The organism is Actinomycetota bacterium (assembly GCA_030684515.1).
Lineage (GTDB): Bacteria > Actinomycetota > Actinomycetes > S36-B12 > S36-B12 > UBA11398.
On sequence record JAUXVJ010000009.1, the window covers coordinates 65,987 to 78,439 of the forward strand.

Sequence of the window (12,453 nt, forward strand, 5' to 3'; positions counted from 1 at the left end):
GATACCGTCCGCGCGTGGTGGCATTGCCTGCCCTGCGTGAGCTCCTTTCCACTCGGGACTTTCGTCGGCTCTATTCCGTTCGCCTTGTCGGGCAATTCGCCGATGGGCTGATTCAGGCATCTCTTGCAACGTTCGTGCTGTTCTCACCTGAGCGTGAGCCGGATGCCATCAAAGTGGCTTCGGCATTTGCCATCCTGCTCTTGCCGTACTCCATCATCGGACCGTTTGCCGGCGTACTGCTGGATCGATGGCGTCGGCGAAATGTGCTCGTCAACGCCAATTTCATCAAGGCGCTGGGCGTCATACCGATCATCGTTCTCGTCACAGCGGGCAACGACGGACTCCTGCTTGGGCTTTTCGTGTTGATCGTGCTGGGGATCGGTCGATTCGTGCTCGCTGGACTTTCCGCCTCGTTGCCGCATGTAGTGAAAGGCCGCGACCTTGTGACGGCCAACGCGCTCAGCCCGACTTCGGGGACTATCGCCGTCGCGGTTGGCGCGCTGACAGGTGTAGCCATCAGGTCTCTGGTCGGCGGCGGCGACGCAGGAAGTCAGTTCATCTTGGTGCTGGCGGGAGTCGGTTTCGTCATGGCTGGCTTGCTCGCCTTGCGAATGGGACCCGCAACACTTGGGCCCACCGGCGATCTTGCGCGCGACACTCTTCAAGGAGTCATCTCGGGCTTTGTTGATGGACTACGAGTCCTGCGCCATCATGCGCGACCCAGGCGGGCAATCACTGTCGTGGCCCTGCACCGGATTTCATTCGGCATGCTGACTGTTGACGCCTTGCTACTTGTGCGCAACACCTTCAATTCAGTCGCCGAGGCCGACCACGCACTCACGCAGTTCGCCATCATCACGGCAGCCGCGGCCACCGGTGCCCTGATCGGTGCCGCTTCAACTCCTTGGAGCACCCGGCGGATGGGGACAGTCACCTGGTCAGCCATCGTCCTGATCATTGGAGGCATCACCGGAGCGGTGTTCGTGGTTGCCGGATCAGAATCCATCCAATTGCCGCTCCTTCTCGTCGGCGCCGCGGCCTTCGGATTCGTCGGTCAGTCAGTGAAGGTCTGCGCCGACACAGAAGTGCAACTGCATATTCCAGATGATCACCTCGGCCGGATCTTCGCCCTGTTCGACATGATCGTCAATGCCTCACTTGTTCTGGGCATCACGATCATGGCGTTGTATGCACCGACAAGTGGCCAATCTCCTGCAATGATCAGCCTTGCGGGTCTGCTGCTCGTGCTCACTGGGGCTTGGTTGCTGACCAAGCGCCAAACGAAGGGAACATAATGGGCCGACGCTGGGGAGCGCGCTCGATCGCTTCGCTCTTGATTTTCATCATCGCCGCGGTAATCACTCCGGTGGCTGTCGTTGGTCACTGGGGCCATGAGACGGTCACTGACGCCGAGCAGTACATCGCAACTGTGGGTCCACTTGCCAGTGATCCGGCGATCCAGCAAGCAGTCGGCGCGGAAGTCACCGCCGCACTTGTTGCACGCATTGACACCGAGACCTTGGTCAGTGATTTCCTGGGATCTTTCGTCAAGAACCCAGGAATCAATGAGCAACTGGCTTCGCCGATCGCTGCTGGAATCAACAGCCTCATCGGGACCGCAGTCGACAGATTCCTGGCCTCCTCGGCATTCCAGACCTTGTGGATCAAGACCAATGAGGCAGCACAACGATCGGCTCTGGCACTGCTTGAGGGCAAGGAAGCCGGCATCATCCAGACCAACGGCGACCAAGTGGTGCTGGACATCACGACCCTGCTGAAGGCGGTGCAGACCCAACTCGTTGACTCCGGTCTTTCGATCGCAGCAAATGTGACGATCCCCTCGACCGGCAATCAGATCGTGCTGTTCGAGACCCCCCTGCTCGGGCAATTGCAGGCCATCTACGCCTTCACTGCACCGATTCTGCAGTGGCTGCCATTGATTGTGGCGGCGCTGTTTGCCCTGTCAATAGCACTGGCGCGCAGGCGGCCACGCATTGTGGTCACCTTGGGTATCGTGCTCGCGACTGAGGCAATGTTGCTGATGCTGGCAATGAATATGACCGAAACTGCCGTGCAACTGCAGCTCGGTCGCACTGGTCTAGGCTTGGCACTCTCTGCCTTCTGGACGACCTTCTTCGCCTACCTGGTCAACGGTTTGCAGGCACTACTGATGCTCGGCGTATTTGCCGCGATCGCCGGCTGGTTCGCGGGCAGTTCCAGCTTTGCGAGCCTCAAGCGCGAGCAAGTCTGCAGGGGACTGCATGAACTTGGCCAGTACATTCCAGTCGGACTCAACACTTTCGTCCGCTCGTACTCACTGTTCTTGAAGTGGGGGGTGGCCATCGTGCTTGGACTACTGCTCTTCGGCGTCGGGAATATGGATCTGGGCCGAACCTTCTGGCTGGGAGCGCTCGGCGTACTGCTGTTTGCTGGCATCGAGGCATGCAATCGCCCGGACCGGGATGAGTACGTTGAGATCGAAACGGCTTCCGTAACCGAACTTGGCATCACCGAGTCCTAGGCACATCAGGCCAAGTCCCTGTTGCTGAAGCACTGTCGCGGTGCGCCGAGTCCCGCGAACGACCTACCTATGGATCCATGGCGGCCCGAAGCGATCCGGAACCAGCGAGCCACGCTCAGGCCTTGGGCTGTTGAGCCCACCATTCCAAGAGTGCTTCTGTGGCCGCCTGCTCATCCATCGGCCCACTGTCCAGCCGCAGCTCCATCAAGAAGCGATACGCCTTGCCCACCTGAGGACCAGCCGGGATGTCAAGGATCCGCATGATGGCCTGACCGTCCAGATCGGGACGCAGCGAATCAAGCTCTTCCTGAGCGGTGATTTCGGCAATACGCGTTTCCAGCTGTTCATACGAGCGCTGCAACGCCGCAGCCCGCTTGCGATTGCGAGTTGTGCAGTCCGCCCGGGTCAATTTGTGCAGTCGAACAAGCAAAGGCCCGGCGTCGCGCACGTAGCGACGCACCGCAGAGTCAGTCCATTCGCCTGTGCCATAGCCGTGGAAGCGCAAGTGAAGTTCGACCAATCGAGAGACGTCGTCGATCAGCTCATTGGAGAAGCGGAATTCCTTCATGCGTTTGCGCGTCATGCGCGCGCCCACAACTTCATGATGGTGAAAGGACACACGTCCCTCGTCGAACTTGCGGGTACGTGGCTTGCCGATGTCATGGAACAACGCGGCCAGTCGCAGAACCGGATCCGGTCCGCTCACTGGCTCATGCAGGGTCTCCATCATGATGGCCTGCTCCAGCACGGTAAGTGAGTGCTCGTACACATCCTTGTGCTGCAGGTGTTCATCGACCTCAAGCCGCATCCGCGGGAGTTCTGGCACGACATAGTCAGCCAGACCAGTGTCGACGAGCAGCTTGAGTCCCGGGCGCGGGTCGTCGGACATCACGATTTTCAAGAACTCCACTTGCACACGCTCAATCGACACGATCGTGATGCGCTCGTGCATCGCCACCATGGCAGCGAGGGTTTCGGATTCGACCTGGAAGCCCAATTGCGAGGCAAAGCGTGCGGCGCGCATCATCCGCAAGGGGTCATCAGAGAAGGACATCCGTGGCGCATTCGGCGTGCGAATCACGCCTGCTGCAAGATCGATGACCCCGTTGTAGAGGTCCACCAAAGTAAGCTCGGGAAGTCGCAGGGCCAAGGCGTTGATCGTGAAATCCCGACGACCCAGATCACCTTCGAGGCTGTCGCCGAAGTTAACCTCGGGCTTACGAGAGGTGGGGTCATAGTGCTCGCTGCGGTACGTGGTGATTTCACACTCACGACTGCCAATGCGGGCGCCCACGGTTCCATAGCGGATGCCAACATCCCAGGTGCTGTCCGCCAGGCCCTCCAGCAGTTCCAGAATCTGGTCAGGTCGGGCGTTCGTCGTGAAGTCCAGATCTGGGGCCTGGCTCAGTCGACCAAGCAGCGCATCGCGCACCGGGCCGCCCACGAGGGAAATATCAAAGCCCGCCGTCTGAAATCGATTCCCGAGCTCAACAAGCAGGGCTTGGATCGGTGCCAGTTGCCGGGCAGCCTGATTTGGATCAACTGTGGGCACCTGATGAGCGTAATGACATCGCGCTGCGGTTTATCCTGCGGATATGTCCCCTCGAACCCCGCGAATCCCGCGAGTAGAGGAGATCAGTGCCGGTGGCCTGGTGCTGGATCAAAGCTCGGTTCCGCCGCGAGCTGCGCTCATTGGTCGATTGGACAGGCGTGGGCGGCTGATCTGGTCCCTTCCCAAGGGGCACATCGAAGTCGGCGAGACCGCCGAGGACGCCGCGATTCGCGAGGTTCACGAGGAGACTGGCATTGAGGGCTCTGTGATGGCCCCACTTGGCGTGATCGATTTCTGGTTCATGGCTGAGGACCGTCGAGTGCACAAGACCGTGCACCATTTTCTGTTGGCAGCGCACGGGGGCGAGCTCAGTGACGCCGATCGCGAGGTAGTCGAGGTCGCTTGGGTGCCGCTGGACGAGGTATCCGCGCGCTTGGCTTACGCTGATGAGCGCAAACTCATGGAGAAAGTGCCTGCCCTGCTCGCCGAGTTGACGGATCTCTAGGTGCGCCGGCGCATATCGCTGCTCTTGGTGTGGATCGCACTTCCATTCGCGGCCATGATCTGCAACGTTGCTCCGGTCCAAGCAGCCCCGCCCGCAGTTCAGGTGGTCCTTGATTCACTCCTGCCATTTGTACCGACGGCGAACAGCGAGCTGCGCATCACAGGACGTCTGGTCAATACTTCCACCACAACAATCAACAAACCAGTGGCGCAGTTGCGCCTCTCAACCGGGCCCATTGCAGGTCGATCCGGGATCGATGCCGTACTCGCGGCCGGTGAGCTCGCGACGACAGCCGTGCGCGAGTTCGTCATCGACGATCCGCTCATTCCCGGGGGTCAAGCCACCTTCTCCTTTGAGGTGGCCTTCAGCCAATTGCCCCTATCGAAGACGGGCACCTACGCCCTGTCCATTGATGCCTTAGGAGCTGGCGAGGTGGCCATCGCAAGCCTGCGCACCTTCCTGCCTTGGTATCCGAACTCACACAAGTCAACGCACGCAATCGGAGTGGTGTGGCTGTGGCCGCTCGCGGATGCCCCCGCGCGTACCGCCACCAATGTGCTGCTCAACAGCGACACACCCGTGTCCTTGTCACCGGGCGGTCGGCTCGCCAATCTGGTCGACGTTGGGCGAGAGTTCAGCTCAACTCTGACCTGGATGATCGACCCCTCCTTGGTGCAGTCAGCCGACGACATCAGCCGCGGCTATCAAGTTGTCAAGGACGGTGCAATCGTTGTTGGCAACCAGAGCACTGACGCAATGCGCTGGCTCAACGAATTGCGCGCATCGATTGCACCGTCGAATTCGCGTGCTACTGCCTATGCCGATGTCGACGCCTCTGCCGCTCGGCGTAATGGATTGAGCGCCGATGTTGTCCGCGCGATGACACTTGCACAACCCATCACGTCAAGCATCTTGGATTCAGCAGTCATTGGGGGCGTCTACTGGACTCCCAGCGGACGACTCGATCAGCGCACCGCAAATCTGCTCTCCTCAGCAGGAACCACAACCGTGATCATGTCGACTGAGGCAATGGCTGGGGATGCCGATCAACCACGACAGGGCGTCGCTGACTACCCAACGAGCTTTGGCAATCTCACTGCAGTACTTGCCGACTCTCGCGTCAGCGCAACTCTTGCTATGCCTCAGCGCAATGCCTCCGAGACGATTCTTGCTCGACAACGCTATCTGGCCGAAACTGCTGCGATCGCCGACAGCGTCACCGGAAATACCCAACTGTCGATCGTCGCTGCTCCCACCGATCTGCGCTGGGATCCCAGCCCCAGCTTCCTTCGCTCGGTACTGCGCTCAACTCAGAGCGCCCCTTGGATGCGCCCGGCCACCATGAACAGCCTGGTTTCGGGCACTCGCAGCGCTAGCGCCCGACTTCCATATGCAGCAGCAGACAGTGGCGAACTCACTTCTGCTTATCTGGATCGCGTCCAGCGCGTTCAACAACGAGGGAAGCAACTCACGGCAGTGCAGGCGACACCCACGTCCGTCAATCAGTCGTATTCAGAAGCCCTGCTGAGGGCCCAGTCATCTGCATGGCGCAGCGACCCGACCACCGGTGTTGCACTGGTGAGTGCGATCAGTCGCGAACTCTCGGCACAGATCAACTTGGTGCGACCCATCTCCAGCGGCTCAATCACCTTCTCCGGTGATACCGGCAATGTGCCGGTGACCCTGGCCAATGACAGCAGCAGCACGGTCAATGTCGGGCTGGCGCTGATCGGTGAACCCACTTCACGACTTGAATCCGAACCAAGAATGAACATCGTCATAGAGCCCGGACAGAAGATCAGCGTGGAGATGCCAGTTCGAGTTGTCGGCGGCGATCCGCTGCCAACCCGCGTGCAGATCCTGACTCCCAACGCTTCGCCCTACGGCGTTGCGGCCTCCATCACACTCGTCTCAACGGCCTATGCGCGCGCAGCAGGCTGGGTGGTACTGGCCGCATTTGTTGCCATTGCCATATTCGTGGTGGTCGGCATCGCCCGCCGGATCATGCAACATGGGCAGCCATCATGAGCGAATCCACTTCAGGCGTACTCCGCTCAAGCGCAGTTATGGCGATGGGCACGGTGATCTCGCGAATCACCGGCATCGCCCGCGACATCACCGCCGCAGCCGCACTTGGCTTCTTTCTGGTCTCTGACGCGTACTCCCTTGGCAACTCGCTGCCCACCATCGTCTACATCCTGATCATCGGTGGTGCCTTGAATGCGGTCTTCATTCCGCAGCTCGTGCGCCATATGAAGGACGACGCCGACGGGGGCCACGCCTACTCGGATCGCCTGATCACCCTTGCCGGACTTACTCTGCTTGTGCTTTCGATCGCAGCAGTTCTGCTGGCCCCTGTCCTCGTTGATCTCTACACACCTAGCGACTATCCGCAAAACGAGTTTGACCTTGCGGTCGCCTTTGCGCGGCTGTGTCTTCCACAGATCTTCTTCTATGGCATCTACACACTGCTCGGCCAAGTACTCAATGCCCGTGGGCATTTCGGCCTGCCAATGTTTGCGCCGATCGCCAACAACGTCATTGCTATTGCGACGTTCCTGCTATTCATCGTGGTTGCCGGCACAACAGCTGCTGCCGACGGAGAACTGACCACTCAACAAATCCTGATCCTCGGCATTGGCACAACCTTGGGCGTCATCGTGCAAGCGGTGATTTTGATCCCAGTTCTCCTCCGACATGGCTACCACTATCGTCCTCGCTTTGACTGGCGCGGTGCCGGCTTGGGAAAAGCCGGTTCATTGGCCATGTGGACCATTGCCTTGGTGTTGGTCAACCAGGCGACAAACATCGTGGTCACCCGACTTGCAACGCAGGCAAACGTCAATGCGGCTGAAGTCGGAGCCACTGCAGCCGGACTGACGACCTATCAAAAAGCACATCTTGTCTTCCTCCTGCCACACAGTGTCATCACCATCTCCATCATCACTGCGATGCTGCCGGGCTTGAGCCGCTTGGCACATACCGGGCGTCTGCACGACGTTGGCCGCGAAGTCAGTTCAACAATGCGCATCGTTGTAGCCGTGATCGCACCCATCGCAGCGATCATCTTCATCCTTGGCGCTGACATCGCAGTGATGTTGTTCGGCTATGGAGCGGCCACACCTGAACAAGCCTCGATCATGGGCCAGATCGTGTCGGTCTTCATGATCGGTCTGGTGCCCTTCACGGTGTTCTACGTTCTTCTGCGAGGCTTTTACGCTATCGAGGACACCCGTACTCCATTCTTCATCACCGTCGGCTTCAGCATCGCTTGGATGGTGATGGCCATCCCACTGTTTGCATTCGTCAACGCCGGCGGCCAACAGGTGGCATCTCTGGCACTCACGTATGGACTGTCATATTGGATCGGTATGGCCATCGCCTGGGTCATGCTGGCAAGACGCATTGGAGGTATGCGTTCGGGGGCCACAGCCTGGGCACTGACGCGCATCGCCGCAGCTGCCCTCATGGCACTGGCCGGCATGCTGGCAACGCGATTGGCTCTTGGATCCGTGGGCTACAACCCAGGCCTGCAAGATCGCGGAAGTGTGCTTGTCGACATCTTGGTGATGGCTCCTGTCGGCATCGGCGTCTACCTCATTGCGGCCTGGCTGCTTCGGGTAGGTGAATTGCGCGAGCTCGTGCGAATCACGCGCAAGAAGCTGGATCGCCGTTCATGACTTCACCGCTGGATCGCTACCGAATGATCAATCAGATGCTCGCGCCCGATTCGGCATCGTCATATTGGCGCGCGTACGACAATGCGCTCGATCGCGAGGTTGTCATTCGACTGGTGGACGCTTCTGACCCACGGGCCGAGCACTTGAACAACTCAGCACGCGCCGCGGCTGCGGTCCAAGATCGCAGACTCAGTCAGATTCTGGACGTGATGGAGGTACCTACCGACGCAGATTCCCCCGACCGGGTGGCGGTCATCAGTGAATGGATACACGGAGAGTCACTGTTGTCCTTCATGGCTGCGCGCGATTGGAATCCCTTGGACTTGAGGCAGGCGATCAGCATCGTCACCGAAGTTGGACAGGCTCTGCTGCAGGCACATGATCTGCGGGTGCGACATGGTCGCCTGCAGCCAAGCAACGTGCTGCTCACTGACTCAGGTGAGGTACGGGTTATCGGCATGGCCATTGATTCGGTGATCCTCGGCGCTCCGCACGAGGATCTGATTCGCTCAGACATCGACGCACTTGGCGGCCTGCTCTACCTCATGCTCACCGGAAGAAGCCCCTTTGCGGTGGATCCTTTCGGGCAGGAGCCAAGCTATGCGCCGGCCGCTCCCCGACACCGTTCGCATCTGGAGCCGGCATCTCACGTGCGGGCCGAGGTTCCACATGAACTTGATGTCCTCTTGGGCCGATCAATGTTCGAGCTTCCCCGACCTCGCGGCGCCTCAAAGATTCGCAACCTCGCAGAGTTCTTGGCCGCCCTCGCACAGATCCGCGCCGACCTTGAACCGGTGGTATCTGGACCCAATTCGGCTCGAGTGCGCGCATACGCAGTCCGCATCACTGTGGTGGTGGCCGTGGTTGCTGCTATCGCGCTGCTCGTTGTGGCCTGGCGGCAGCTCTACATCGGTCCGGAGGCAAACCCTGCCCGAGCAGTGCCGTCCTCGACTCAGGACCCGAGTCCGCTTGATACCGCGACGGCAACGCCACTGGGTGCATTGATCACGGTCCTTTCAGCGACCTCCTTCGATCCTTTTGGCGACAGTAATCGCGACGGCATCAACGATGGGGCCGCGGGCCGTGAGCACGAGCAGCAGGCCAGCCGTGCTGTCGATGGAAATCCCACGACAAGTTGGAACTCCCTGCGCTATGAGACAGCAAATGCCAACGGCAAGGGCGGAGTCGGGCTCGTCCTGGATCTGGGCTCATCTCAATTCGTTCAATCAGTGGGTCTGACTTTCGGCAAGGCCGGGGCCGAAGTGCGCGTGGGCGTCTCTGAATCGCAATTGGCGACTCCCAATGCCTGGCCCATGCTTGCCAAGGCTGCGGTCGGTGACAATCGAGTGGTCCTGCGATCCCCAAGTCCTATGGCAGGTCGCTACGTGCTGGTGTGGTTTCCTCGATTGCCTGCCACCATCAAGTATCCGGATATGCATCAGGTTCGGGTGTCGGAAGTCGTCGTTCACGGACGGGGCTAGGCTCACGATTCGTGTCAGCAGAGCAAACCGATGAGGTCTTGCTCGCCGCGCATGTCGCAGGGGATCCGCAGGCCTTCTCTGAACTGGTCTATCGCCATCGCGATCGATTGTGGGCAGTTGCCTTGCGCACCATGGGTGACTCCACTGAGGCCGAGGACGCCCTGCAAGACGCACTGATCTCAGCATTTCGCCGAGCTGAACAGTTTCGAGGCGATGCCAAGGTGACGACCTGGCTGCATCGAATCGTGGTCAATGCCTGCCTGGACCGCATCCGACGACGCAGCGCCCGTCCGACTTCACCGCTGCCTGAGCATGACACCGTCGACTCAGGGCTGCAGCCGGCCGATGATCACATCGAGCAGCGCGAAACGCAGATCCTCATCGCCGAAGCCTTGGCAGAACTCCCAGATGACCAACGTGAAGCTGTGATTCTCGTGGATATCGAAGGCTGGCCGATCCAGGATGCGGCCCGAATGCTCAACTGCCCCGTCGGCACAGTGAAGAGCCGGTGCTCGCGCGGCCGTGCCAAATTGGCCAAACGATTAGTCGATCTGCGGAACCCGCAGAGCCAAGCTCCCGTCCAAAGCCCGGAAGGAGGCCAGAGTTGAGCGACACTGAAGATGACGCAATGTGGAGTGAAGAAAGTCCACTCGGCGATGAGGCCTCGTTCCTGAATCCTGATTCTGCGCCGTCAACTCCTGCCATGCCCGATTCAATTTGGGCCGGTGTCGAACGAGTCCTGCACAACGAGCAGGTTGCCCGCGAGGCAACCATCAGCCTGCACTCGCGCCGACGGCCCAGACGCACCTGGATCATTGGTGCCGCTGCGGCTGGCGTTTCTCTCCTGGCCGTTGGTGTGGTTGTGCAAAGTGTCCAGAGTTCCAACGGCCCGCTCGTGGCCTCCGGGGCAAATACCGCCGCCCCATCTCCGGGCGGCGCCTTCCCCGCCAAACAGATTCTGGCCAGCGGAACCGACTACCTCCCCACCACCTTGGCAAGCCAAGTGACCAAACTCGTTCGCGGCACTGAAGGCGCCAAACAACTCATGGCGGCCACAGCGGAGGCAACGGCGTGGCCAAGCGCCGCGCCAGGCTTTGACATGTCGGCCGAGGCCCTGCGCAGTTGTATCGCTGGGCTTACCCACGATGACAACGGCACTGCACTCATGGTCGACCTTGCTCGTTACCACGGCGACGACGCCGGAATTGTCGTGATCCCGCTCTCGTTGACAGAGCCGACACAGTCCAGTCCAGCCATGCTTCGAGTCTGGGTCGTGGGCCCGGACTGCTCTTCCTCACACACAGATGTCATGGTTCATATGACCATGGCGCTGCCCGCAACAGCGTCATAGGAATAAGCCTCGCCCTAGGATCGTTCTACCCAAGGCATGACCCCCACAAAGGCGAGGAACTAGATGAGCGACATCCGTGACCTGATCATCATCGGATCAGGGCCAGCTGGGTACACAGCCGCTGTGTACGCCGCTCGCGCTCAATTGGCTCCACTGCTCTTTGAAGGTTCGGTCACTGCAGGCGGCGCCCTCATGAACACGACCGAGGTCGAGAACTTCCCCGGCTTCAGTGACGGGATCATGGGCCCAGAGTTGATGGAGAACATGCGCGCTCAAGCCGTCCGCTTTGGTGCCGAGATCATCACAGACGACGTTGTCACCGTTGACCTTGCAGGCGAAATCAAGACCGTGACCGACGGCGAAGGCAGGGTGTACCAAGCCAAGACAGTGATCTTGGCCATGGGTTCCAGCTACAGAGAGCTTGGAGTTCCCAATGAGAAACGACTATCCGGTCACGGAGTTTCCTGGTGTGCCACGTGCGATGGCTTCTTCTTCCGCGATCAGGACATTGCAGTGGTTGGCGGCGGCGACTCCGCACTTGAGGAAGCCACCTTCCTGACCCGTTTCGCCAGGTCCGTCACTCTGGTTCACCGTCGAGACGAGTTGCGCGCCAGCAAGATCATGCAGGACCGTGCCTTTGCCAATGACAAAATCTCAGTGGCATGGAACACCCTTGTGGACGATGTAGTTGGCGATGCAAAGGTCTCGGGCCTCGCAGTGCGAGATGCCAAGGACGGCAGCACTCGCGAACTGGCTGTCACCGGGGTCTTCGTAGCCATCGGACATGATCCACGATCTGAACTCGTCAAGGGCCAGATCGACCTTGACGACGAGGGCTACGTCTTGACGATCAACGGCACCACTGAGACCAACCTCGCTGGTGTGTTTGCCTGTGGTGATCTCGTGGACCACAGATATCGCCAAGCCATCACCGCTGCCGGTTCAGGATGTGCTGCGGCACTTGACGCAGAACGCTGGCTCGCAGCATCGGAGTAACCTAAGTCCACCGCAGTACAACCAGCCTGAATAAGGAGATCCCCATGGGCGCAACGAAAATTGTCACCGAAGCCAGTTTTGCTGACGATGTTCTGACCAGTGACAAGCCAGTTCTCGTCGATTTCTGGGCAGAGTGGTGTGGCCCGTGCAAGATGATCGCCCCGATCCTGGAGGAGATCGCCTCGCAGAACGAGGGTCTGACCATCGTCAAGCTCAATGTCGATGAGAACCCCGCCATCGCCGCCTCCTACGGCATCACTTCCATTCCGACCATGAACGTCTTCCAGGGCGGACAGGTCGTGAAGTCCATCATCGGCGCCAAGCCCAAGGCTGCACTGCTCGCTGATCTGGCTCCGTACCTGTAACG

11 protein-coding genes are annotated in these 12,453 nt (G+C 59.8%); 10 read left to right on the forward strand and 1 reads right to left on the reverse strand.

The window, feature by feature from the left end:
• The first annotated feature begins 14 nt into the window (after positions 1-14).
• Complete coding sequence (locus Q8M73_02090) at positions 15-1,295, forward strand: MFS transporter (GenBank protein MDP2287342.1); 1,281 nt, start codon at positions 15-17, stop codon at positions 1,293-1,295.
• Positions 1,295-2,521, forward strand: coding sequence for a hypothetical protein (locus tag Q8M73_02095; protein MDP2287343.1), 1,227 nt, complete (start codon positions 1,295-1,297; stop codon positions 2,519-2,521). Before Q8M73_02090 ends, Q8M73_02095 begins: the two co-directional genes overlap by 1 nt.
• Positions 2,522-2,636: 115 nt before the next feature.
• Here Q8M73_02095 and Q8M73_02100 read toward each other — a convergent pair whose 3' ends face one another.
• Positions 2,637-4,037 carry a CCA tRNA nucleotidyltransferase gene (locus Q8M73_02100; GenBank protein ID MDP2287344.1) on the reverse strand — a complete coding sequence of 467 codons (1,401 nt, stop codon included), beginning with the start codon at positions 4,035-4,037 and terminating at the stop codon, positions 2,637-2,639.
• A 79-nt stretch (positions 4,038-4,116) separates the two neighbouring features.
• Between Q8M73_02100 and Q8M73_02105 the strand changes: the two genes are divergently transcribed.
• The 8 genes from Q8M73_02105 to trxA all read left to right on the forward strand — a co-directional run bounded on the left by Q8M73_02105 (position 4,117) and on the right by trxA (position 12,451).
• Positions 4,117-4,578 carry an NUDIX hydrolase gene (locus Q8M73_02105; GenBank protein ID MDP2287345.1) on the forward strand — a complete coding sequence of 154 codons (462 nt, stop codon included), beginning with the start codon at positions 4,117-4,119 and terminating at the stop codon, positions 4,576-4,578.
• Entirely contained in the window at positions 4,579-6,606 is a 2,028-nt protein-coding gene (locus Q8M73_02110; protein MDP2287346.1) for a DUF6049 family protein, read from the forward strand.
• A complete protein-coding gene (gene murJ / locus Q8M73_02115) occupies positions 6,603-8,258 on the forward strand; it encodes a murein biosynthesis integral membrane protein MurJ (protein MDP2287347.1) in 1,656 nt (551 codons plus the stop codon). The genes Q8M73_02110 and murJ overlap by 4 nt, the downstream gene beginning before the upstream one ends.
• A complete protein-coding gene (locus tag Q8M73_02120; GenBank protein MDP2287348.1) occupies positions 8,255-9,739 on the forward strand; it encodes a protein kinase in 1,485 nt (494 codons plus the stop codon). The genes murJ and Q8M73_02120 overlap by 4 nt, the downstream gene beginning before the upstream one ends.
• A gap of 11 nt (positions 9,740-9,750) precedes the next feature.
• Positions 9,751-10,347 (forward strand): RNA polymerase sigma factor SigM, encoded by a 597-nt coding sequence (gene sigM / locus Q8M73_02125; protein ID MDP2287349.1) that lies wholly within the window; start codon positions 9,751-9,753, stop codon positions 10,345-10,347.
• Complete coding sequence (locus tag Q8M73_02130) at positions 10,344-11,090, forward strand: hypothetical protein (GenBank protein ID MDP2287350.1); 747 nt, start codon at positions 10,344-10,346, stop codon at positions 11,088-11,090. The genes sigM and Q8M73_02130 overlap by 4 nt, the downstream gene beginning before the upstream one ends.
• 63 nt (positions 11,091-11,153) lie before the next feature.
• Positions 11,154-12,086 carry a thioredoxin-disulfide reductase gene (gene trxB, locus Q8M73_02135; GenBank protein ID MDP2287351.1) on the forward strand — a complete coding sequence of 311 codons (933 nt, stop codon included), beginning with the start codon at positions 11,154-11,156 and terminating at the stop codon, positions 12,084-12,086.
• 44 nt (positions 12,087-12,130) lie between these two features.
• Entirely contained in the window at positions 12,131-12,451 is a 321-nt protein-coding gene (gene trxA, locus Q8M73_02140) for a thioredoxin (protein MDP2287352.1), read from the forward strand.
• The last annotated feature ends 2 nt before the right edge of the window (positions 12,452-12,453 follow it).

Coding starts and splice junctions, on each gene's coding strand:
- Q8M73_02105 (MDP2287345.1), top strand. CDS start 4,117: ATGTCCCCTCGAACCCCGCGAATCCCGCGAGTAGAGGAGATCAGTGCC.
- murJ (MDP2287347.1), top strand. CDS start 6,603: ATGAGCGAATCCACTTCAGGCGTACTCCGCTCAAGCGCAGTTATGGCG.
- Q8M73_02095 (MDP2287343.1), top strand. CDS start 1,295: ATGGGCCGACGCTGGGGAGCGCGCTCGATCGCTTCGCTCTTGATTTTC.
- trxA (MDP2287352.1), top strand. CDS start 12,131: ATGGGCGCAACGAAAATTGTCACCGAAGCCAGTTTTGCTGACGATGTT.
- trxB (MDP2287351.1), top strand. CDS start 11,154: ATGAGCGACATCCGTGACCTGATCATCATCGGATCAGGGCCAGCTGGG.
- Q8M73_02120 (MDP2287348.1), top strand. CDS start 8,255: ATGACTTCACCGCTGGATCGCTACCGAATGATCAATCAGATGCTCGCG.